Below are 24,127 nucleotides of genomic sequence, written 5' to 3' on the forward strand. Positions count from 1 at the left end.
TCAAATCGTATTAAATTGACTCTAGCGCAATTTTAACCATTTCATTGAACGTGCTTTGACGTTCTTCTGGTGGCGTTGCCTCACCAGTAATAACATGGTCACTTACTGTGAATAGTGCCATCGCTTTTGCACCATATTCAGCCGCTACACCGTATAAACCTGCTGTTTCCATATCAACAGCCATTACGCCTAGCTTGTCTAATTCTCTATAAAATTCGCCATCGGCTTGATAGAAAGTATCTGTAGTGAAAACATTACCAACTTTTGCTTCAATACCTAAACGGCGAGCAGCGTTTACACCATTTTCTAATAAACCAAAATCAGCAATTGCAGCGAAGTCATAGCCACGTACACGAGCACGATTCACATTTGAGTCTGTGCTTGCGCCTTGTGCAAAGATCACATCGCGGATCTTGATGTCTTGACTAATACCACCACATGTACCGATGCGGATCAGGTTCTTAACACCAAAGCTAACAATAAGCTCACGAGCGTAGATTGACATAGATGGAATACCCATGCCTGAACCCATAATGCTAACTGGCTTACCATTGTAAGTACCAGTAAAACCAAACATGTTGCGAACGTCAGTTACCTGACGAGCATCTTCCAAAAAGTTTTCTGCAATGTATTTTGCTCTTAGTGGATCGCCCGGCATTAATACCGTTTCTGCAAAATCACCTGGCTTTGCGCTAATGTGTGGAGTGCTCATATTGTTTCCTTTAGTTAGGCTTTTATCTCGGCCTTAAAGCCTTCACCGTATTGCGTTGCATCTAAATCAAACCACTGGGCAAGCGTTTGACCTATGTCAGCAAAACTTTGTCTTTCTCCTAACGGAGTATTGTTCATACCCGGTGTATACGCCAATACAGGCACGTACTCTCGCGTATGATCTGTGCCTTCTGCGGTTGGGTCACAACCATGGTCGGCAGTCACTAAAAGCAAATCATCAGCTTTTAGTTTGGCAATAATTTCCGGTAAAAATGCGTCAAACTCAGCAAGTGCTTCTGCATATCCCACTGCATTTCTGCGGTGACCAAACTTTTCATCGAAGTCGACTAAGTTGGTGAAGATAAGACTATGGTCTGGTGCTGTGTCCATCACTTCGCTTGTCTTTGCTAGCAGATTCAAAAGACCAGGCGCTTTGTGCTTTTGCGTGATCCCTTGATGCGCATAAATATCTGCAATTTTACCAATACTAATTACTTCGCCACCGTCATTGGCTAGCTTATCTAGCACAGTCGGCGAAGGCGGTAATACCGAATAGTCTCGGCGGTTACCTGTACGAATAAAGTCGGCACTTGAAGTGCCTATAAATGGCCGCGCAATCACTCGTCCTATATTCATTTCATCAAGCAGTGCCCGTGCGATTTCACATACTTGATAAAGCTTGTCAAGTCCGAACGATTGTTCATGAGCGGCTATTTGAAAGACGCTATCAACTGAGGTGTAGCAAATCGGCTTACCGCTTTGCATGTGTTCTTCACCCAGCTGTTCTAAAATCGTTGTGCCCGACGCGTAACAGTTACCCAAAATACCTGGGATGTCTGCACGTTTGCACAACTCATCTATAAATTCTTGTGGGAAGCATGGGTTAGTATTTGGGAAGTAACCCCACTCAAACAATACTGGCACCCCAGCCATTTCCCAGTGGCCAGACGGCGTGTCTTTACCACTCGATAATTCTTTTGCATATCCCCAAGCAGCACTTGGCTCTATGGTTTGCGCCACGGCGCAGGTTTCTTTACCTGCAGCTTCACATGCTGCAATAAGGCCTAGTTTAGAAAGATTAGGTAAGTCTAACGCTTGTCCTTTTTCTTCTTTATACGCCTGTAATAAATGAGCGAGAGTATTCGCGCCTACGTCACCAAACTTTTCTGCGTCCGGTGCTGCGCCAATGCCTAGGCTATCCGCCATTAAAATGATTGCTCTTGCCATAGATACCTCTCTATACTGCTCAGGCTGTTATTTATTCTTAAATACATGGTTACCTTAAGCGTTGGTTACTTTATGTTTGGTTAAAAAAATCGTACAGGACATAAGTCCGCTGTCATAAAATAGTCACAAAATTCACGAAAAGCTGCGATCTTGCTAATTTGGCTCTGTCGCCCTTAAGCGGACATAAGTCCTGTTTTGAGTCCGCTAAACCCGTTAAATTTGCTCATTAAGCGAGGCAAAAGAGATTAATCGTGTCTTTTTTGCTATTGTGATCTTCCAACATAAACAACTGCTGGGTGTGAACTTTAGTGACACGAACTATTATAGCCATAGCTGGCGCATCTGCGTCTGGTAAGTCTCTTTTTAGTCAAACGATCTACAACGAATTAGTGAATGAGCTTGCCTCAGGCACTATCGCGGTAATCGAAGAGGACGCCTATTATAAAGATCAATCGCATTTACCTATAGAGCATCGTACTCAAACGAATTATGATCATCCTGATGCGTTTGAACACGAGTTGTTACGCGAGCATTTAACTAAGCTTCGCCTAGGTGAATCCGTAGAGGTTCCTACCTACGATTACGGACAGCATACACGTAGTGATAAAACCCGAATAGTAAACCCTGCTAAGATACTAATCGTCGAGGGTATATTACTACTGAGCGATCCTGCATTAAGTGAAGAGTTTGATATCAAGGTGTTCATTGATACACCTTTGGATATTTGTTTGCTGCGTCGCATGCAAAGAGATATAGAGCACAGAGGAAGAAGTCTGTCATCTGTGGTAGAACAATATCAGGCGACGGTAAGACCGATGTTTTATCAGTTTATCGAGCCATCCAAGCATAATGCCGACTTGGTTGTGACCCGTGGCGGTATGAATCGCGTTGCGATTGATATTATTAAAAGTAAAATAAAATATTTGCTACAAGAATAACGGGAAATTGGCATGACAACAATTATGAGCTTAGTGGGCATGATGATGCTCCTAGGCGTAGCATTTGCGTGTTCGACAAATCGCAGTGCTATTAATAAGCGTACCGTAGGCGTTGCATTTTTACTGCAAGTCCTTATTGGTGGCTTTGTACTCTTTATTGAAGCGGGTAAAAATGTATTAGCTTCAATGTCTAGCGCGGTTGCCAAAGTGATTAGCTATGCTAATGACGGTATCGGTTTCTTGTTCGGGCCATTAGCCAAACAAGACTCGCTAGGGTTTATCTTTGCGATTCAGGTATTACCAGTGATCGTGTTCTTCTCAGCGCTCGTTGCTGTGTTGTATCACCTTGGTATTATGAACTGGATCATTAAAATTTTGGGTGGTGGCTTGCAAAAGTTACTACAAACGTCACGACCAGAGTCGCTTTCAGCTACGGCAAATATTTTTGTCGGCCAAACGGAAGCCCCTTTGATCGTAAAACCGTTTATTCCAAAAATGACGCAATCAGAGTTGTTTGCAGTTATGGTGGGCGGTTTGGCGACGGTGGCAGGCTCTGTTATGGCGGGCTATGTGGCGATTGGTGTTGAGCTTAAATACCTCATTGCCGCGAGCTTTATGGCAGCTCCTGGTGGTTTCTTAATGGCAAAAATGATTGTACCAGAAACCGAGAAGCCACACGAAAACCTATCTGATGTAGATAGTGGTGATGATAAACCAGTAAACGTAATTGATGCGGCAGCATCTGGTGCATCAAGCGGTATGCACTTGGCACTGAACGTAGGTGCAATGCTACTTGCGTTTGTGGCACTTATTGCGCTACTAAACGGTTTACTAGGCAGTATTGGTGGAATTTTTGATTACCCAACACTGACGCTACAAGAAATTTTAGGCTACGTCTTTGCCCCTGTTGCTTGGCTACTTGGGGTACCTTGGTCGGAAGCCGTGACGGCAGGTAGTTTTATCGGCCAAAAATTGGTAGTTAACGAGTTTGTTGCCTACCTAGATTATATGAATTATCGCGATACGTTGAGCACGCACACTCAAGCGATTGTCACATTTGCTTTATGTGGATTTGCTAACTTATCGTCGATTGCCATCTTACTAGGCGGACTTGGTGGTATGGCCCCAAGTCGTAGAAAGGATATCGCTCGCCTAGGGCTCAGAGCAGTGTTAGCAGGGTCTATGGCTAACCTCATGAGTGCAGCAATTGCAGGTTTCTTCCTCTCGCTAGCTTAGAAACTTATTGAGATAAGCCGCAGTTGCAAAACAATTGGTTGGTTGCTTTAAGGGGTTAAAGTGACCACACTAACTTGAACGATACTTCACCAAAGGGCCTTTTAGGCCCTTTTATCGTTTCTGAGAAACGCTTTTTTGACAGCACCATGTTGAGGGGCCGTCACTTCTCACCTACAGCTCCTTCATCGCTTTTGGTGGGAATATCTTTTCTTGTAACCCAGTTACTAAACTGACCCCAAGCAAAACTAAAATACTGCCAAGGATTGTGTTAGCACCGATTTGCTCTTGTAAAAAGAGATGCCCCCATAAAATCCCAAACACAGGAATTAAAAAGGTAACAGATAAAGCAGACGCCGCGCCGAGATCTTCGACTAACTTAAAATAGAGAATATAGGCAACGCCCGTACATAATATGCCAAGTCCAACTACCGCACTTATCACTGTAGAGTCAGGCGTTTCTCTCATTGGCATAAACCAAATAAAAGGCAATACCAATAGCGCAGAGCCCCATAAGTTCCCATGGGCATGATTGAATGCGCTCATTTTTGGTGCCGTTTTGGTGTAATGAGAGGCCACCGCATAGCTCAGAGTCGCACACAGGGTTGCAATAATAGGTAACCATGCACCCTCGTCCAATACAGTGCTATCCAACCCGACTAGTGTGATAACACCTGCAATCCCAAATCCACATCCTAGCCACACCGACTTTTGAGTCGGCACTTTTAACCAAAACACACTGATTAACACCCCCCAAAATGGTGCGGTTGAATTTAAAATTGAGAGCATGGAAGCATCAAGCGTTTGCACGGCATAAGCGAATAACATAAAAGGTAACGCTGAGTTAAACAGTCCGAGGATTAAAAAGTGCTTTTTGTACTGCCAAAAATGTAAATTACGCTTTAATACTAAAGCAACCGCGGCGAGCGTTAACGCACCAAATAAGACTCGAAATTCAATGAGTACAGCAGGACCAAGGACACCGGCAGCCACCTTCATAAATAAAAATGAGCCACCCCAAATTGCGGCAAGTAACACTAAACCAAGAAACCCTTTCACTCCATACTCCAAGGTTAATATTAATGGAGCTTTACCTTACGCCGATATATAAATACAGCACAAGCCATTTTTGGTACTGTCATTAGGATGTGTTTAACTTTCTTTGAGAAAGAGGGAAAGGCTAAAACTTAAGGTATAGAATGAGACTCGCTTTTTACGCAATGATAGTCGCTTTGCTTATCCTCACCGGATGTAGCAAAAGGCAAACTCTAGAGCCAACAGAGCAAATACAATTGACTCAGTTGCCAGTCAGCCTCGCCCAACTTTCAAATGACGCGGCGCTAACCTTATTACTCATTGACGATCATTTGCTACAAGTATGGGATAACCAAAGCCAACAGTTGATTAAACAAATTGAAGGAAGTAAATACCAACTTACTTTTCGCGATGCTTTAATAGCGCCGAGCAAGCGCAGTATTATCAGTATTTCAGACACCCAACTTAACATCTGGCAATTACACTCAAACGAAGTTGTCAGTTATCCATTACCTGAACTTGACTCATTCAATCGCGTTACCAAGGCTCTGTGGTCCAGTGACGAGCAGTTTATCGCCCTTGGCTACAATGACGGCAGCATACTACTTTTAAGTTTAGATAAGCAGAGCATCACCAGAATAAACCTTCATGAAAGTAGCATTACACATTTGATTTTTAACCGGAGTTTAACCTCGCTCTACTCGGCCTCTTTAGACGGTCACGCTAAAAGGTTTGAGTTAACTAGTAAAGAAGTCACTGTAGATTATGAGCTGCCTCATCGTATTACCAGTTTGGCATTATCGCAAAATGAAAACTGGCTGTTCGTATCAGACGCCCTGCAAGACCAAAAATTCATTGATACGCGCACAGGTCAAGCAGTGTTATCTCTATCCTATCCTCAGCGCTTCAAGTTTTTTCGAAGTGCGCAATTCGTCGCTGACGACAAATTTCTGCTAACCACCTCTTCCAAGGAATATATTTCGCTATGGGAATTAACGTCGGGAAAAGAAATTGTCAGTTGGCCAATTGCACAACTGAATTTGGGCAGCACCGTTTATGATGTACACATCTCCGATAGTAATGTACTTACGACGATAAGTTCAGATGGGGTACTGGAAAAGTGGGCCTTAACACCTATTTTGTTTGATTATTAGAGACAAAAAAAGGTAGCATTCATCGATATTAAAAATATAATAAATACATCTATGGATCACGCAAATTTTGACAATCAATCGCACTGTTTAAATTGTCACACTCAACTTGTTGGCGAGTACTGCTCAGGTTGTGGACAGAAAAAAGCCTCAAGACTGACCTTTAAACACTTACGCATTTTGCTTCAAAGCGCACTGCTTGAACTCGAATCCCCTTTTTTTAAGTTGCTTTTTGGATTATTACTTAGACCTTTCAAGACTATTCTTGGATATTTGAATGGGCAGAGAAGCCGCTTTGGTAATCCCTTCAAGTTTAGTTTTATTCTACTCACCGTGATCGTGCTTGCCTCGCATCTACTTGAAATCAGTTTCATATCCAGCAGTCAACTTTTGGAATCGAAAGATCAGCTCAAATGGCAATCTGAAATCGTACTTTATGAGGCAACTCATGTTTATCGCGTCTTTATCCTGGCATTTTTACTCGGATTAGCCTCTAAGCTAGTGTATCGCTCTGTGCCCTACACAATGCTGGAGTACGCTATAGGACACCTACTCATTCTAACCTTAAGCGTCCTGCTATTCTCAATTCCACTACTGCTTGGTATCTTCGGCGAGCAGCTTTACGCAATTTTTTCGCTCTTATTTTCTGGTTTGTACAGCATAATACTTAACTATAAAATGGCGGAACATGAGTTGGTAAAGTGGAGAAATTGGGGTAAGGCAGTCCTAGCCTATGCGATAGGCTCGACACTATTTTCTGCAATTCTTACATTTTTATTTGGGGTATACAGTGGTTTTACTCACAAGATTTGATCTGCATGTGAATTATTTAGCTATGCCCTAGACAAGTCTGAGCTTGTCTAGGGCATAGCCATTAATACTACTGTTTTAGCTGTGCTTTTGCAGCCTCAACCTTTTCAAAATCAAGACCTAATTCGTTAACTGCTTCTTTGATCAGTGCAGGATTTTGCATTACCAAAGCCATCAACTGTTGAAGTTTTTCGGGTGGAATACCGAGTTGCTGAATAGTCGCCATCGCCATCATTGGATTTTCAGTCAGCTGGGTAAATACCGCTTGGATCTGTTCATCCGAAATATTGTGCTCTTTAAGTAATGCAATGATTGGGTTCATCTTGTTTCCTAACTATTTTTTACTAATCGTGCGGCGTAAAAACCGTCAAATTCTGAATTTACTCCTGGAAGTAAATGTAGTGAGTCTTCTAGCTGCCAATTGGGGTTATTTGCCAAAAAGCGTTCAACCTGCTGCTCATTTTCAGAAGGAAGAATGGAGCAAGTTGCATACACCAGTTTGCCGCCCACCTTACACATTTGACTGTAACGCGCCAGAATATCGGTTTGCAAAGCAATAAGTGTGTCTAAATTTTGCGAATTCAAGTGCCACTTTGCATCTGGATTCCGCTTTAATACACCAAGACCAGAGCACGGTACATCCAATAGCACGCGATCAAACTTCTCTTTTTGGCGCTTAATGGTTTTATTGTTTTGAATAACGCGCGTTTCAGCAACATGCACACCAGCACGTTTCGCTCGTTGTTTCAGCGTTTCAAGCTTATGTTCATGGATATCCATAGACAACAAGCGACCTTTATTCTCCATTAGCGCCGCTATATGCAAACTCTTACCACCAGCGCCTGCACAGGCATCAACCACTTTATGACCGGGCTGTATTTCTAAAAAAGGCACGATTTGCTGAGAACCTGCATCTTGCATTTCAAACCAACCCGCCTGAAATGCTTGAGAGCGGAACAGATGGCTATTGGACTCAACTTTTAGCGCGACATGAGAATCAAGCGCAACCTGTGAAACCTTGATCCCTTCTTTTGCCAGAGACTCTGTTACTGTCGCAATATCGCTTTTTAGGCTATTGACTCGCAAATATTGTTGAGCACTTTGATTTAGCGCGGATGCAACCGCTGGCCACTGCTCACCCAGTTGCTCATTCGCAATCTCGTTTAACCAATCTGGTAAAGATAAGCGAACAGCTTGAGGCGCCTGCTCGATTAAACTTTGTAGCTTTTCCAGATTATAACGCTCAGTATCCACCCACTCAGGTAGCGGCTGCGCTGTAACAACTTGGCAAGTTAGCCAATAGCCAAAGCCATCTAGCGGCATTTCTTCATGCTCAAGTAGGTAAGCCAGTAACCGTTTAAAGCGGAAGATATGGTAATAGTTACTCACCACATACTGCCTTTCATCAAGGCTCCACTGAGGGTTGTTCTGTAGTAATTGAGTTAATGCTTTATCGGCATGAAGAGAAGTATCTAGCACATGTTCAATGCACTCAGACAGAGTTTGGACTAACGAGCGAGTTACAGACACGATATGGTCTCGATTATTGCTAAAACACTATTTTAGCGCGCATACCAAGGGGCTTCAATTGGAGTTTATGATATTAGCTGAAATTAAGGTAATGAATCGAAGTACACAACAATATGCGACTTCGATTCATTTTTACATTATTACAGCGAGTCGATTATCGGCTTAAATATCCAATACGGTTGAGCTCATCAGCTCGGTGACGCAATGGGTCCTGAATACGGCAGATCCCCTGCCCTTGTTCAATAAACTTAGCGAGCGTCTCGTTTCCTTGATAGCCGCCAGAATCATTACAAGAGTCTGGTAGTAGTCTTGTTTTTAACACCTGAGGGTCAAAAGTGCTCACACCCGTTTCAGTAGCAAGCTTGACCTGCTCATTTATCGCGTATGATGTTGCAACTGGTGTTGTCCAAGAGGAGCCATACAAAGCTTGCTCTACACCATAGCGCATACCAAGCACATCAGGTTCCATTTTAGGCGTACTATTTTTTGCCGTGCTGTCGTATGGGTCATAACCAACATTAATATACAAATCGATGCTTTCATTGCCGACAAAACTGTCTGGCTGCTCTACGTAAACCTGTTGCCACTCAGACTTTCCAAATGGCTGAATTGTCGTGTTTTTTGCTGAAGTTGAATACTGATAAACCCGAATTCGATTGCTAAATTGCATGAGATCCAAGTCATCATTGCTTGTCACAGCATCAATGTTACCAGCATGAAATGCAAGCGCGTTGGGTGAGCTAAATATTGCCTCATAAACAGGCTTCAAAGCATATAAAAACTCTGTAGCTTTTGCGTTATTCAGCTCTCCCGAACACGCATTCTGCTGCCATGCGATATACACATCTTGTAGCGTAAAGCCGCCCGAATAGTTAATAAATTCAACTTCGTTCGCTTCAATAATATCAGCAGTTAACGAGCTTGCTGCACTGGTCATGAAACGAGAAAATTCACTGACATCTTGCGCACAGAGCGCGTTTTTATGCTGAATAAAAGGTGAGAAAGACTCAGTATCAATAGCAACAAACTCTGCCTCAGGGTTATGCTGAGCAAGATAACCAAATACCTTAGTGCCGTGACTATTAAAATTACGCTTCGTGACTCTATCTGCTTTATCAGCAGGCACTACTGCCCTATATTTAATAGCGAGATCAGATAACCACGCGGCGGGTAGAAATGCAGGCTGCGGAGAGTCAAATTTTTCATTCGTAAAGGTAAACTGATTGACCTCTGTTAATAGTTTAACTCCCAGCTTTGAAAGGTTTACCTCTGGATTATCCGCGATAAAAGTTTTGGATTGAGGGTCATATTTAAACGCAGCCTTGACTCGAGAGCGGTATCTAAGCGCCGTATGAAAGTCCATTCCATAATCTAAAACTAGCAATGTTTGCGATGATTTTGTCCGAGATTGATCAAACACACCATCATTAAACTTTACATTAACGATATCGCACATTTCATGGGTCGCTGTCGTATCTGTACAGTTTATGCCTTGCGAGGTCATTACTTCGATTGCATCTGCGACGTACTGTTTGCCCTGCTGTTCAATTGCGTCCATAAACACACTGGGATCGGGCTCAACTATAACTGGATCTGGTGGCGGTTTAATTGGATCCGGTATAGGATCATTTGAATCACTCCCTCCACCGCAACCAGAAATAAATAACAAAGACGAAACGGCAAATAAAGTACCTGTTATTTTAACCATAAAACCTATCCTTAGAATGGTGCTCGATACATTATATTTTGCCTACTAAGCAAAATATTCAACCATAACAAATTAACAAAAATTTTCTTAGAGACTATATCATGGATTGTCAAACAGGCACTATAACGTAACAAATTAGTACAAAGTCCTAATTAGCTACTCAGGACGGGAGCGAACTGTAAATTGACGAGTATTGGGCTTTTATGATCTGATTGAGCATCGCAATTTTTTAGGTCGTTACAATGAGCATCATTGCACATTTAGGCTGGATTGAAGACCCTAGAACTGATGTTAATATTAAAGAACCTGATGTAATGGTCTTGTCGACATATTAACTTTGATTGCCATATTTAGTGGCGCTGACGGATGGAAATCAATTCAAAAGTTTGGTGAGCTGCAACTGGATTGGCTAAGGCATCATTGTTCCTTTGAAAATGACATTCCAAAACGTCATTGTGTTGCTAATATAATCAGAGCATTAGATGCAGATACTTTACTCGAGGCACTGTTAAAATGGATTAATTCTCGTCGAGAAGCACCTCAAAAGCCACACATAGCAATTGATAGATGCTTCGAGGATGCTGGAAAGACAATGTGTACAATGCGCTAAATGTGGTTAGTGCATTTGATGTTGATAATGGGCTAGCCTTATTTCAACAAGTTGCGCAACATCAAGGTAAAAAGACCGTTTAGCTGCGAAACGAAGAAGAACAGATTGGAAAGGTGATTTTAGGACGGAGTTACTCTTTGGTTAATCTGCGAGCAAAAGGGAATCCCATCCTAGCACCTTAGCCACAACGAAGTTACATATAAAAAACAACAAAATGTACATCAATAAAAACTCAATTAAGCGAAACAAAGAACAAATTTGGGAATTTTTTTCAAAAACTTGAAAAACAAAACATACAGTTTTTTAAATATTAAAAACTATAAAAAAACCAAAAACCATCAAAAAACAATTAATAAAAACAAAAAATTAAATAAATAACAATAAAATTTCAGTAGTAATAAGACGGGGTGTTTTTAAAAAATAAATAGAACTAAAAGTAATACAAGGTGAGTTTTAGGAAAAAATAAATCTATTAAGAATAGAGGCGGGAAACCCGCCAACACTATCTAGTTAACAGCCAACCAAGGGCCAGAGCCATCGGCAGCAGGTATATTGCCTTTAGTCCACCACTTGGCTTCGTAGATCACACCATTGTAGCTCGCTCTATCACCTTTTAAGTAAACCTTGTCGGCATCCCAAGCGGGTACACCGTCAACAGGCGGTTCGGTAGGATTGGTTGGTAAATCATCGACAACTCGTACTTCAGGCCAGCTTGCGTGTGATTGATAAAAGTTTGTCACGCATTTCTCGTAGTCTCCTGGTACAAGCGCTGAATAAGCCGTTTGATACCCCACGAGTTTACACTCAAATGAATATCCTCCGGGGCGATCTGCATAATAAGCCCAATCACCTTCCCAGTTGGTGTAGAGGACATCAGTTGCGCCGTCAAGATTTAAGCTTCCGTATGGTGTTTGCTGCCAACAGGTATTTTCTTCATCGGCTTCAATCGTGATGTTGTAATAATGCGAAAGCCCTTCCCAATAACGAATGCGGTTAACGGGCTGACCCTTGTCTTTATTTTGCGCGCCACACTCAATACCGCCATTGATAATATTAATCGTGGTACCAAAGCCATAACCAATCCCAGCCTCACTTTCACGCAAGGATGGCGTCCAAGTTCTATCAATAACGTGTAACATTGCAGGTTTTGGCGCTTGCGGCGTTAAGAAAAACCAAATTGCAGACGCTAAATTTAGCCAAGAGTCAGCCACTAAGCCCGGATTGTTTAATAACACCGTTGCATCACCGTTAAACATGACTTCACTGAACGCGCCGTAGTTGAAGTGATATGAAAGCTGCTTAGCGCCTCGGCCAAAATATCCTTGTCCCGCCCCACATGGCCAGCGGCGATTTTGCCAGTCATTTTGTCCACACCCTGTGGTATAGCCTACTTGTCCTTCTGACCAACCCATTTCACGCACATGCACCAAAGCTTGTTGCCACTCTTCTAACCCGAGAGGGTTATCAGAAATGTTGTCTTTGGCAATATGCCCCCCTGTTTCTTGGGCAAAATGCGCAAAAGCAGTCACAATAGAGCGTTTACAAATTGCATCGGCGTCTCGGCCATCAGTATAGTCGCCGCAAAATGCGGGAAATTTACCAATGGCACGTAAAAAACGCGTGTAGGTGTATTCAGGTGCCGCCATTTGCGTAAGAAATTGCCACTGGGTTTGACCAAATACCCGTTCAGCTCTTTTTACATTATCAGGGTTACTGGCAAGGCCCGGCGAAATTGCCTCTACAACTGTATTGTCTCTTGTTTCCAGTGCTTTAGACCAAATAGCATACATAGGGTTGTTGGTTTTCGCGCTCTCGGCATTCTTCAATTCTATTCGAGAAACAATATAACCATTGGGGTTTTGTGGATCGGGCTGCGGACTCATGGCCATTACTTGACTTGCAGTTATGGCAAGCGAAACTGCAGTCGCTAGTTTTAGAGTATTCATACTTTTCCTTTACATGTTGTTGTTAATAATGAGACTCATCAACTCAACAATTATTAACAAAATGACATCGCTGTCAAATTTTGTTCACTTTTTATTCTTACAACATATGTAATAACGTTTACTCAAATCGATGAACCTTAGCGTTTTTGGTACATAATCTAACGTGGTATGCTAGTCAAAACGCCTCACAGTAAATAACAACAATAGAGCAGCCTATGAAAATTATTCCTTTACAACCAGAACATTTCGAGCGTGTTATCGCACTTGGTAATCTCGTTCATGGTGATAATTATCTTGATGACGCAAGCATTGAACAAATGCACCAAAAAGGCTGTAAAAACGGTATTAATGCTTCCTTTGTTGCCCTAAACGATGAAGGCGAATTACTCGGTTTTAGAACATCATATAGCGCCGGACAATGGCCTATAGATAGGTGGAGTTCACCGTCTTTGTGGCCTGTTGATCAAAATGATATGGCATATTTTAAATGTATCGCGGTATCACCGAACGCACAGGGCCAAGGTATTGGACCCCAATTACTAAAACACGCAATAACAGCATTAACACAACAAGGCGCGAGAGCTGGCGTTGCACATCTTTGGAAACAAAGCCCAGGTAACGGTGCCGTTAAATACTTCACTAAGGCCGGTGGCAAACTGATCAAAGTCCATGATGATAAGTGGTTAGACGACTGTATCTATCACGGCTATGTCTGTACTATTTGTGGTACTGAATGCCATTGCCAAGCAGCAGAAATGGTATTGGAGTTTTAAGATGTCAGGGTTTGATCCACTCACTCAGCCACATTGCCAAGGCCAAGCTTTTGCCAATAGCTACTGGGCTGCAACCTGCCCTATAGGTACCCCCACCCCTTCGCTAGATAAATCATTACAAGTAGATATCGCTGTGATCGGTGGTGGTTTTACGGGCTTACTTACCGCCTACCATTTGGCAACCACTCATCACCAAAGCGTTGCCCTATTTGAAGCCAATCAAGTTGGCTTTGGCGCGAGCGCGAGAAATGCGGGATTTGTGCTACCAAGTACGGGACGGCTTGGTTATGCGCAACTGGCCAAAAAGTATGGTCTGGATGTCAGTAAAGCCATATATCAAGAGTACAACAACGCCGTTGCTTTGGTCCGTGAACATATCGACGCCAATCACATTGATTGCAATGTGCAAGCATCTGGCTATTTGAAAGTTGCACACAATCAGCAAGCATTTTCGCTACTAAAAGCGCAGTCCGAATTTCTCACTGCAACCATGGGTAGCAAGAGCCATCAGTTACTGTCTCAGCAACAACTGACCGAAACCTATATGCACAACCAGCAAGGGTTTGGCGCATTGCGATTTGACAACGCGTTTGGTGTTCACCCTTTGAAGCTGTTACTAGGTTACAAGGCTTTAGCACAGCAAGCTGGTGTGCAACTTTATGAAAATAGTTTGGTCACTCATTACCAGAACCAAAATGGCAACCACCAGCTAGAAGTGAATGGCCACAGAGTCTCGGCGAACAAAGTCGTGATCGCAGCAAATGCCTACGCTCAACGACATTTTTCGCCATTAACTCAAGGACGTTACCTGCCTATTTTAAGTAGTATTATCGTGACTGAACCACTCAGCGATGAGCAACTTGCTGTCAATGGCTTAATGACAGAGCAAGTCGTCATGGATACCAGACGGCTTAAATACTACTATCGTCGCCTTCCCGACAATCGCATTTTATTTGGTGGACGAGGTGCGGTGTTTGGCCACGATCAGGATAACGCTAAATACCAACACAACTTGCGTTCAGCGCTTAACGATTGCTTTCCTAACCTCAATGCTAAAGTTCATTACTTCTGGAGTGGCTATATTGCCGCCGCACTTGATGATCTCCCCCATATCTACAGTGAAAATAACACTGGATATGTGCTCGGATATTGTGGCTCAGGTGTGGCATTTAGTGCTCAGGCAAGCATTCGTCTTGCTGAAAAATTAATGGGTCATAAAGTGCCTGATTTACCCATCTATACAAAGCCGCTGCCTAAATTTCCAATGCCACAATTAAGAAGAGTGGGCCAACTAGCGTATTACCAATATGCGCAAATAATGGATAAGGTAACGTAATGCCCAACGCCACAATTCGCCCAGCTGTACCCTCTGATGCATTAAAGCTTGCCGCGCTATCGATTCAGGTTTGGCTCGATACCTATGCAGTCCAAGGACTCCGACAAGAATACGCAGAATATGCGCTTTCTACCTTTACAGAAACCTACTTTATATCTTTGCTACAGCAAGAAGAGATCAGCATTTACATCGCAACGCATCAAGGTGCGATACAAGGTTATATTCAAGCTAACCGTCACTCGAGATACCACCAGCAAGATCTTGGCTTTGAAGTAGAGAGACTCTATGTGCTAGGCCGGTTTCAAGGATGTGGGATAGGTCGGCGGTTACTTTCTCATATGGTAGACAAACTTGGCGAGCGGTACTGGCTCTATACTTGGGTCGAGAACGAATCAAATCGATTTTACGAAAAACTGGGACTGGCGCTGATTGGTAAACACCGTTTTCAATTTCATCAATGGGAAATTGAGAATAATGTCTACCACGCACCGGGGATTAGTCATACTGTGCTTTAATCTTTAGGATTTCTGGTAGGTTTTCATCGAGCAATTCAACTAACTTTGGGTCAAAGTGCTTACCACTTTCAGAATGAATGAAGGCCAATGCCTTTTCGATAGGCCAAGCCTCTTTATATGGGCGCTTTGAAGTAAGCGCATCAAACACGTCCGCAAGCGCACAGATCCGTCCTTCAAGTGAGATTTCTTCCCCTTTTAATCCTTTTGGATAACCGCTTCCATCAAATTTCTCGTGGTGCTCCATCGCCATTAAATATGCAAGCTTGACGAGTTTTGAATCAGAGTCCGCAAGTATGTTTGCACCCAGCTCAGCATGTTGTTTCATCACCTCATATTCTTCGGCATCTAAACGTCCAGGTTTCAGCAAAATGCTGTCGGCAATACCGACCTTGCCAATATCGTGCATCGGGGCGGCGAGCATCAAATCTTCCGCATACGCTTCCGGTAAACCGCAAGCTTTAGCAAGCACAAAGCAGTAGCGGCTCATTCTTGCAATATGTTGGCCTGTTTCATTATCTTTGTATTCCGCCGCCTGACCGAGCCGCTGCATCAGTTCAACGTATGCACTTTTAAGCTCAGTAGCACTGACTAAAGACAAGTGCGTCTTCACTCGCGCTCTAGTTATCGCAGGGCTGATAGGCTTTGTGATGTAATCAACACCACCTAACTCAAAGCCTCGAGCTTCGTCAAACTCTTCACTCAAGGCGGTCACAAAAATCACCGGGATCCTCGCAGTGGTAGGATCTTCTTTTAATTTGGAGCAAACCTCAAAGCCTGTCATTTCTGGCATCATAACATCGAGTAAAATTAAGTTAGGTAGTTCCTTATCTACTAGCTCCAGCGCCAATTTTCCAGACTTTGCAAACTTCATACGATACTGATTACCCAGCGTTTGCTTTAAAATTTGGAGATTCGTTGCTTCATCGTCAACGGCTAGGATCAGAGGCTTGTGGTCATTTATCATTACACATCAGTACTCATTAATTGTGCGAGAATTTCCTCCGCACGTTCAAATTCAAAATCATCCAATGCATGTTTCAACGCCTCTACCTGGCTTCGGTACGTAAGGGGCGCGCTCTCTAACAATGCGTCAAGCACATCATCCTCGACTTGCGCCTCATCTATCATCTCTTTTACTTGTGGCAAGTTTTGCTTAAACAAAAAAACGTCCCCTCACTCAACGCGTTGGTTACAACTTCTTCATCACTCAGTCCAACCACGTCGTCTAGTTTTTCAATAATGAGCGCCATTTTAGCTCTCAAGCGCTCGTCAATTTCCTTCTTACCCTCTATCTGCTCAAGCAGAGCAAAAAGTGTCTCCAACGCCAAGTTTCCAGCAACGCCTTTGATGGTATGAATACTCTGTAGTACATCATTCGTAAACTGACCTTCGTGGGCAAAAAGCGCTACCACTTCTTCTCTTTTACCGTCCCAAAAACGCGCCAATTCTTTTAAAAATCGAGCTTCACTGCCCCACAAATTTATCGCTCTAGCTCTATTTATAAGCTGCTTGTTGCTGGTTTGCCTTACTCCAATCGCCGTATGAGCAATATTGATATTGAGTGTCTCAGCAATAGTGCGAGTTAAATCTTCTATCACCACCGGTTTTGAGGCAAATGCAGCCATCCCTGCAGCTTTTGCAGCCGCTCTATCCTCGCCTAACACACTCGCGGTGAGTGCGATTACCGGTGTCTCTTGTTGCCTATTTTCTCGTTCATATGCTTTGATAGTGCGCGTCGCCTCAAGTCCATCACAACCCGGCATATGAATATCCATTAGAATAAGATCGTATTGTTGCGCTTTTGCTTTTTCGATGGCCTCAAGCCCATCTCCTGCGACCTCTATACTATGACCTTGCTTTTCAAGTAATAAGCTCAACAATTCGGTATTTTGTTGAATATCATCGGCAACCAAGATATTTAGTGGGGGAAGTTCGACATGAACATCTTGCGCTATTGTGAATGCCGCGATTTTCTTAAGAGGCACAGTAAAGTAGAAAGTAGACCCTTTTCCAAGCTCACTGTGAGCCCATATTTTTCCACCCATTAACTCGACTAGCTGGCGACTAATGGTCGTCCCAAGGCCTGTACCACCAAAGCGGCGACTCATGCTCTCATCGGCCTGTTCAAAGGGATTGAAAATTGAATCTAGTCTATCGTTGGCAATCCCTATACCTGTGTCCGCAATTTTAAACAGTACATAATTGTCATGAGAGGACTCAACGCTAAGCTCTACACGGCCCTGTGCAGTAAATTTAATGGCATTACCCAATAAATTTACCAATACCTGCCGTAAGCGGTCGGAAGCACCATGATAAGTTTGATGCAAACTGTGACTCATCGTGAGCTCTAGTTTTAAGCCCTTTTTCTTTGCTTGATACCAAAACGTCGATACCACGTTGTCGAGTAGCTCAGAAATACAGAAATCATTCTCAATCAGGTCGAGCTTGCCTTGGTCCAGCTTAGCGGAGTCTAAAATATCGTTAAGCAAGTGCAGTAGCGCCTTTGCACTCGTAAGTATCGTATTTACATGCTTACTTTGATCAGGTTTCAGCTCAGACTCTCTCAGTACTTCACTAAATCCTAAAATGGCATTCATCGGTGTGCGAATTTCATGACTCATGTTCGCTAAAAACGCTTGCTTGGACGCCGCTGCGCTTTCAGCAATGCTTTTTGCGCCACGTAGTTCGTCTTCCATGTTCTTGCGCTCGCTAATATCAAGTAATACGCCCGCAATGCCCTCAACTTTACCCGCTTGATCGTATTCAAATGAACCTTTATCCAGCACCCACTTGGTATGGCCTGATTTGTGTAATATTCGATATTCCTGCGAGTAACTCGCTTTGCCGCATTGCAGTGCTTGTTCAACCACATCGTGCGTTAAGCTTTTGTCATCTTCAATAATCAAGCTGGCAAAATGAACTTGCCCAGAAATAAATTCTTCTGCTCGGTAGCCTGTAAGCTGCTCGACAATGGGACTTACGAACGATATCGTCCATTTGCTATCAATCCGGCAACGAAATGCCACGCCAGGCATGTTATTTAGCAGCGTCCGATGACGCGATTCCTGCTCAATCAGTGCTTCTTCCATTTGCTTTTGCGCTGTTAAGTCAGTGATAAAACCCACATAAAACGCGCTTTGGTCTTTTAACTCAACCTCTCCTATTCCCAGCCGAATAGGTACCAGATGCCCGTGCTTGTGTAGCGCCTTGATTTCACGGCCAACCCCCTTAAATTGTTCAAGGTAAGTGCTGTCGAATGATACTTTCGTTTGCGCTTCTTTAGGTAAAAACACAGCAACATTGCGACCAAGCGTTTCTCGCTCAGACCATCCTAAAATTCGTTCAACTAACGGGTTACAGCTTTTAATGATACCATCACCATTGATAGTGATGATCCCATCAACGGCTGTTTCTAGGATAGCCGCAAGCCTAGATTCATTAGCGGCTTTGTCTGCAGCCACTGAGCGGTACTTGCTCGCGGTATGAATAAGCGCAGATAAAGCGCTAATGATCATACTGACAGCAGCAATAAACAATGCAAGCGATTGAGTATGCTGCTCTTGCATTTCTTGGCTGATAATTGGTGAGTCAGATACAAATTTTGCCGCCTGCATGCCCGTGTAATGCATTCCTGACACCGATGCCCCAAGTGCCAAAGCGCCTAGCCATCTTACAACACTGATATTGTTATCACTGACATAATCACGCAGTTTACTTCTTGCTTGAATTGCGATGAAGGCAAGTGACACAGCGACAACAATTGATAAACCAAAAAGTGCGGGGTCGTAACCCAGCATAGGGCCAAGCTGCATGGCTTCCATACCGCTATAGTGCATGGTGCCAATGCCCGCCCCCAAAATGACCGCGGCGAGCCCCTTTACTGCAAGTGTGACATTTGGTCGAGTTATCAAATCAAACGAAACCCAACAACCTAAGAAAGCGGGGAAGATGGACGCCGCAGTAAGCCAAGGATCGTAATCCACTTCAACACAAAGTGAGAACGCTAACATGCCAATGAAGTGCATACTCCAAATACCACCAGACATGGCTACAGCACCGCCAAATTTTGCAAGCCGATTTATACGACTATTTTGATTTTGCTCAGCAAAGTCAATCTGGATAAGCGTAAAAAATGAGGCGATAACAGCCACAAGTACAGATAACGCTACAAGCGTAGCATCATAAGTTCCGTTGAGTAGCAACTCTGGTGCGGGATCGGTTACAAAAAACGTATTTAACATAGCAACACGGATAGTAAGATATTCCTAGAGTCTAGCTTTCTAGGACTGAGTTTGACAGAAAAAATCGCTGTTAAAACAAGATTTCAGGATAAATTCATGTTTAATGTGGGCTAATACTATCTCACTAGGAAGTTTAAAGACAATATAGGTACAAGTTAATCGGTATAGCCAATGCGGGCTATTCGTATCCGACTAGCTCAGCGTACCCTTCACCGGTATAGCCACCGGACACTTTTACTCTTCCTTCCCAATACGGGATAGTCAGCCGGTTTCTCGCATCACGATTGATACTTTCGATCAGAATAACAGGACTGTGCTTTAGCCGTAGTTGCCATTTAAATGGATAGCTTACTCCATCTAACGAAACCTGCTCCAAAACACTTAATTGAATATCCTTATGCGCTATTTCTGTCGTGCTACCCTCAGCTGTAATTTCAGTGCCTCGGCAATCTCTGTAGACTTGTTGGCTATCACGAATGCAAAATACCATTAGTGCGCCGTTCGATCTGTCTTGACCGCGAATACTAAACCAATCCCAGCCGCTTTGTGCCTTACTGATAAACGAGGAAGACCATTCCCTATCGAGCCACGCGTCACCGCTGACTTGATGTGTGTCACCTTGAAAAGTAAGCTCACCCGAGACGCTTAAAAAAGGATAGCTGTAGTACATGGAAGCGTGGCCGTCGGACGTTTTTTCACTGTAGCCATTGTTCCCATGTAGCACTATCGGACTTTTTCTCAGTGTTAAATTAACACTGTTTTTTTCTTCCTCAGCATGAAGCGTTAACGGAAAAAATGTTTCCGTCGCGCTGCGCAAATACCAGTTATCTAATTGCGTGATAAATGGGTCAGCTTGAATTTTTACTTGCCCTGCTCTTCCGTATCGTTCGAAGGATTGGTGTCTGGTATTATCTTGAATTGCAAAATGCGCAAAGTATAACTCACCATCCCACCATGGACTGACATATTGAACGCTGACAACTGAGGTTCTAAATAACGTCCATTGAACACCAAATTCTTGCCCTGAATCACTTTTTAAGTTTGCAGTAACATACCACCATTCAATGCCTTGATCAGGATGGCTACCGTGATCACGCGGAAAACTTAACTGATATACGGGAGAGACCGGATCGCCCAACTGAAGATTGAAAAAATCACGTTTTGAAGCAGGTGCTTCTGACAGCTCCGGAGTGCAGCCGACTCCCACCATTAACAGTAATAAAACGATAAGATAATTAGTCTTCATACAACAGATCCGCAGTATCGTGACGACTCAGTTTGAGTAGAGGTAGTACACTAACCAGCAAAGCTAAACTAAAAATGAGGGTGATAAAGACCGCGATCTCAAGATAAGGTAATAGAAAAGGGATCGTCCAACCGAAGCCAATTGGCATCACAAATTTAAGTAATATCCACCCGAGCATTCCCCCGAGTATCGTCGCCAACACTAAACTCACAAGCAGAATAACAGCGCTCTGCCCTAATTTAATAGCAAATGATTGCCAAGTGGTAACGCCTAATGTTTTTAAGATGGCCAAAGGTTGAATTTGCTTAGCGCCGAGAGTCAGTAATGATACCCACAACCCAAATAGCGCGATAGCAACTATCATTAAATTTAACGCGTGCGTTGCGTAAAACGTATGTTCAAACAAACGCGTAGCGTATTGTTTAAAGCGCTGATTTTGAACCACTTGTGAGTCGTTTAAATGGAATTGCTGCATGACCTTTTGCTTAAATAAAGCGGTATCAATATCTGGCTTTAGAACAATTGAAAAACCATATGCTTCATAGTTAAGCCCGGCGTTTTCAATTGCGTCACTAACAGCGACGAACACCGCGCGCTGTTCGCCATAATCGTAATAAAAACCCGTTATCTCACAGTTAATATGCTTTTTGCCTTGTTGCAAACGAATACGCTGACCCAACTTTACGCCATACAATAATTTGCTTGGCTCGTTGGCAAGGCACCCACTCACATTTTTATTCGCATCATAGTAAAGCACTTCGTTATTAGGTACAGCTCCCGCAAGCAGCGTAAGATTGTAGTGATGTTCGCCAGAGCGACCGAAGCTTATCAAGCTCGCTGATTGAGTGCCTTGTTGATGTGAGCCCAGGCCATAACTTATCTCTGCACGCCAAAATACACCGGCCTTTTCAATATCCTTTTGGCTTAAGAGCCATTGATATTGCACATCAGAGACTTCACTGGGCCGCACATATAGATCTGCGCTAAGGCGACCATCTAAATGGATCTGCAAAGCTGAGCTAAAACTACTCACCATAATTTGCAACCCTACGGAAGTGCCAACCGCAAGCAACACAGCATAAACACTGATTGCAAGTACTCTGATCTGCTCGACACTGTCTGCTTTCATCCATTTGACTAATGGATGCTGAGTTGGAATACCTTTAAACGCAGCCCACAGTGCCACTGGTGTTATCATAAAAAAGAGCAACAGTAAGCAAACGCACAACCCAAGCGCATGAAATGGCGCTTCGCTACCAAGATAAAAATACCCAGCGGCCGTAACCAATAGACTTCCACTCACTATTTTACTCTGCCAAGATTTATAAAAAGTAAGAGGCTTTACTTGGCAATATGCCACACTTGCAAGTACCAAAAGGTTTAACACAAATGCTTGCAGCACGACTAACCAACTGAAATTAACCGGTAAACGCCTATCTAATGCAAATAGGCTCTCTAACGCCATAGAGATCTCGCTCACCAATAAGTTCGCCCCTAGGAAAGCCACACCTGCGCCCACCAATGCAGCAATCAAGCTTAAGACGAGCACCTCAATGACTACCGCTGCGACTACATTTGCTTGAATACATCCAAGTAGTGTGAGTTGCTGATGTAGTTTTTTTCTTGCGTGCAGACAAAGCTTTATAGCGTTAAAACTTAAAAAAGCGCCAACCACGTAGCCTAGGAATGCAAGCGCTTGCAGGTTGAAGAAAAACGCCTTCGACAACGAGTCGAAAGACTGCGCTTGTGCACTTTGCAACTGTGCTTTATCACCAATAATCTGCCTAACTTTTGCCTCATCCAATACTGCATTTGAGATCTCTATATAACTAATTCGACCTGCTGAATTCAGTAAATGGTCAACTAATGCAATATCGGCTATTGCAACATCGCCAGTAAGTTCCGATAAAACAGCGAAATGCACATCCGTATCAAGAAGCTTGATCACTTCATGCCTTCTGAGCGACAAATGTTGGGCCATCTCCTCAGATACGTAAATTGTATTAAATCCGAATTGTAATGGTGCAGTTTGATTGCCTGACTTATCTCCCTGTGATTGCACTTTAGGTAGAGAAAGCCATTTCAAAGTATTAACCCCTTTAATGCGAAGCCTGTTCTCACTGGGCACGACCAGCACACCTTCCAAAACTGGCTCAGCGGATACGACTCCTGCGTTTCGCAGCGCCGTCCATACATCTCCAGTCAACATCTCGCGGCCTACGCTTGGCCGAACAAAGTGACTAATTGGATTATTTATAAGTGCGCTGGTTTGCTGGTAACGATCCGTTGCTTCTTGATTTAGTCCTTGAATTGAGCCAAGTAAAGCACTACCCAAAGATAAGCCAAAAACGAATAACAAAAACAACCAAAGATGCCTTTTATAGAACTGCATAAACACCGTGAGTACCAGCCTAATTTCTGATAACGCGCTCAGCCGTTCCATCGTTTTAGCCATAAGCACGGTTATTTTGAATGGTGATTTTTCTATCTAGGCTGTCAGCAAGGTGTTGGCTGTGTGTAACCATAAGCAAGTTAACGCCTTGCTCTTCACACAGCTCACGCAGAAGTAATACCACTTCTTCGCTTTTCGCAGCATCTAAGTTGCCCGTCGGCTCATCGGCCAGCAATAACTTAGGCTTGTTGATCATGGCACGTGCGATACCAACTCGCTGCTGCTCACCACCTGACAATTGCTGAGGCAAGGCCGTTAATTTATGTAAAATCCCCAAACGCTCTGCCAGCGCATCAACATCGCTTTGCTTTGGGTTCAATTGATTGAGCTGTGCTTGAAAAACAATATTGTCGTAGACGGATAAAGGTGCAAGCAATTGATAGTGTTGAAATATCATCCCTAACTTGCGACGGTAGAGCGCCTGTTCAATATCATTAAACTGAGTAATATCCCGGCCATCAATAATAATACTGCCGCTATCGGGCTTTAACAAACCACCAATCAGATGGATAAGTGTCGTTTTACCCGACCCGCTATCACCAACAATAGCGACCTGTTCTTTAGCAGCAATACTGAGACTAAGCTTATCTAATACAGCTCGATTCACTTCACCATCACGACGCGTGAAGACTAAACTTTGAACTTCTACCACTGTATGCACATTC

At 43.4% G+C, this 24,127-nt stretch carries 20 protein-coding genes; 7 read left to right on the plus strand and 13 right to left on the minus strand.

Features of this window, described 5'->3' with window-relative positions; genetic code table 11:
- Positions 1-10 precede the first annotated feature (10 nt).
- Positions 11-712 carry a purine-nucleoside phosphorylase gene (gene deoD, locus GSF13_RS03190; RefSeq protein WP_102058407.1) on the minus strand — a complete coding sequence of 234 codons (702 nt, stop codon included), beginning with the start codon at positions 710-712 and terminating at the stop codon, positions 11-13.
- Between the two features lie 14 nt (positions 713-726).
- Positions 727-1,938, minus strand: a complete 1,212-nt coding sequence (locus tag GSF13_RS03195) for a phosphopentomutase (RefSeq protein WP_174169512.1) — start codon at positions 1,936-1,938, stop codon at positions 727-729.
- 308 nt (positions 1,939-2,246) lie between these two features.
- Here GSF13_RS03195 and udk point away from each other — a divergent pair, with 308 nt between their 5' ends.
- Together udk and GSF13_RS03205 are read left to right on the plus strand one after the other, a co-directional pair.
- Positions 2,247-2,876, plus strand: a complete 630-nt coding sequence (gene udk / locus GSF13_RS03200; RefSeq protein WP_010603723.1) for a uridine kinase — start codon at positions 2,247-2,249, stop codon at positions 2,874-2,876.
- Between the two features lie 12 nt (positions 2,877-2,888).
- A complete protein-coding gene (locus GSF13_RS03205; protein ID WP_010369948.1) occupies positions 2,889-4,112 on the plus strand; it encodes a NupC/NupG family nucleoside CNT transporter in 1,224 nt (407 codons plus the stop codon).
- A gap of 171 nt (positions 4,113-4,283) precedes the next feature.
- On the opposite strand, the gene GSF13_RS03210 is transcribed toward GSF13_RS03205, so the two are convergent.
- Positions 4,284-5,168 (minus strand): DMT family transporter, encoded by an 885-nt coding sequence (locus GSF13_RS03210; RefSeq protein WP_010603724.1) that lies wholly within the window; start codon positions 5,166-5,168, stop codon positions 4,284-4,286.
- Positions 5,169-5,308: 140 nt separating this feature from the next.
- On the opposite strand from GSF13_RS03210, the gene GSF13_RS03215 reads away from it, so the two are divergent.
- Positions 5,309-6,298 (plus strand): hypothetical protein, encoded by a 990-nt coding sequence (locus GSF13_RS03215; protein ID WP_211865117.1) that lies wholly within the window; start codon positions 5,309-5,311, stop codon positions 6,296-6,298.
- 877 nt (positions 6,299-7,175) lie between these two features.
- Here the strand turns inward: GSF13_RS03215 and GSF13_RS03225 are convergent.
- The 3 genes from GSF13_RS03225 to GSF13_RS03235 all read right to left on the minus strand — a co-directional run bounded on the left by GSF13_RS03225 (position 7,176) and on the right by GSF13_RS03235 (position 10,343).
- Positions 7,176-7,427 (minus strand): DUF2999 family protein, encoded by a 252-nt coding sequence (locus GSF13_RS03225; RefSeq protein WP_039496508.1) that lies wholly within the window; start codon positions 7,425-7,427, stop codon positions 7,176-7,178.
- Positions 7,428-7,435: 8 nt separating this feature from the next.
- Positions 7,436-8,635, minus strand: coding sequence for an RsmB/NOP family class I SAM-dependent RNA methyltransferase (locus tag GSF13_RS03230; protein WP_249122621.1), 1,200 nt, complete (start codon positions 8,633-8,635; stop codon positions 7,436-7,438).
- Positions 8,636-8,789: 154 nt separating this feature from the next.
- On the minus strand, positions 8,790-10,343 hold the full coding sequence (locus tag GSF13_RS03235) for a hypothetical protein (protein WP_211865119.1): 1,554 nt from the start codon (positions 10,341-10,343) through the stop codon (positions 8,790-8,792).
- A gap of 567 nt (positions 10,344-10,910) precedes the next feature.
- Here GSF13_RS03235 and GSF13_RS24875 point away from each other — a divergent pair.
- Entirely contained in the window at positions 10,911-11,036 is a 126-nt protein-coding gene (locus GSF13_RS24875) for a hypothetical protein (RefSeq protein WP_282961443.1), read from the plus strand.
- 423 nt (positions 11,037-11,459) lie between these two features.
- On the opposite strand, the gene GSF13_RS03245 is transcribed toward GSF13_RS24875, so the two are convergent.
- A complete protein-coding gene (locus GSF13_RS03245) occupies positions 11,460-12,899 on the minus strand; it encodes a chitinase (RefSeq protein WP_174169516.1) in 1,440 nt (479 codons plus the stop codon).
- 215 nt (positions 12,900-13,114) lie between these two features.
- On the opposite strand from GSF13_RS03245, the gene GSF13_RS03250 reads away from it, so the two are divergent.
- The 3 genes from GSF13_RS03250 to GSF13_RS03260 are packed head-to-tail and all read left to right on the plus strand — an operon-like array spanning position 13,115 to position 15,523.
- Entirely contained in the window at positions 13,115-13,672 is a 558-nt protein-coding gene (locus GSF13_RS03250) for a GNAT family N-acetyltransferase (protein WP_102058401.1), read from the plus strand.
- A 1-nt stretch (position 13,673) separates the two neighbouring features.
- Positions 13,674-15,008 (plus strand): FAD-dependent oxidoreductase, encoded by a 1,335-nt coding sequence (locus tag GSF13_RS03255; protein WP_206472497.1) that lies wholly within the window; start codon positions 13,674-13,676, stop codon positions 15,006-15,008.
- A complete protein-coding gene (locus tag GSF13_RS03260; RefSeq protein WP_211865121.1) occupies positions 15,008-15,523 on the plus strand; it encodes a GNAT family N-acetyltransferase in 516 nt (171 codons plus the stop codon). The genes GSF13_RS03255 and GSF13_RS03260 overlap by 1 nt, the downstream gene beginning before the upstream one ends.
- Here the strand turns inward: GSF13_RS03260 and GSF13_RS03265 are convergent.
- The 6 genes from GSF13_RS03265 to GSF13_RS03285 all read right to left on the minus strand — a co-directional run bounded on the left by GSF13_RS03265 (position 15,504) and on the right by GSF13_RS03285 (position 24,114).
- Positions 15,504-16,487, minus strand: a complete 984-nt coding sequence (locus tag GSF13_RS03265; protein ID WP_017217673.1) for an HD domain-containing phosphohydrolase — start codon at positions 16,485-16,487, stop codon at positions 15,504-15,506. The genes GSF13_RS03260 and GSF13_RS03265 overlap by 20 nt on opposite strands.
- Positions 16,487-16,684 (minus strand): hypothetical protein, encoded by a 198-nt coding sequence (locus GSF13_RS24545; protein ID WP_249122622.1) that lies wholly within the window; start codon positions 16,682-16,684, stop codon positions 16,487-16,489. Before GSF13_RS24545 ends, GSF13_RS03265 begins: the two co-directional genes overlap by 1 nt.
- Positions 16,657-19,764, minus strand: a complete 3,108-nt coding sequence (locus GSF13_RS03270) for an MHYT domain-containing protein (protein ID WP_249122623.1) — start codon at positions 19,762-19,764, stop codon at positions 16,657-16,659. Before GSF13_RS03270 ends, GSF13_RS24545 begins: the two co-directional genes overlap by 28 nt.
- A 178-nt stretch (positions 19,765-19,942) precedes the next feature.
- Positions 19,943-21,010: a lipocalin-like domain-containing protein gene (locus GSF13_RS03275; RefSeq protein WP_174169520.1), complete on the minus strand. Its 1,068-nt coding sequence runs from the start codon at positions 21,008-21,010 to the stop codon at positions 19,943-19,945.
- Positions 21,000-23,465, minus strand: a complete 2,466-nt coding sequence (locus GSF13_RS03280) for an ABC transporter permease (RefSeq protein WP_211865124.1) — start codon at positions 23,463-23,465, stop codon at positions 21,000-21,002. The genes GSF13_RS03275 and GSF13_RS03280 overlap by 11 nt, the downstream gene beginning before the upstream one ends.
- Positions 23,458-24,114 carry an ABC transporter ATP-binding protein gene (locus tag GSF13_RS03285; RefSeq protein WP_010603737.1) on the minus strand — a complete coding sequence of 219 codons (657 nt, stop codon included), beginning with the start codon at positions 24,112-24,114 and terminating at the stop codon, positions 23,458-23,460. The genes GSF13_RS03280 and GSF13_RS03285 overlap by 8 nt, the downstream gene beginning before the upstream one ends.
- Positions 24,115-24,127 lie beyond the last annotated feature (13 nt).

The sequence above is a fragment of the Pseudoalteromonas sp. M8 genome, from assembly GCF_018141365.1.
Classification (GTDB): Bacteria; Pseudomonadota; Gammaproteobacteria; order Enterobacterales; family Alteromonadaceae; genus Pseudoalteromonas.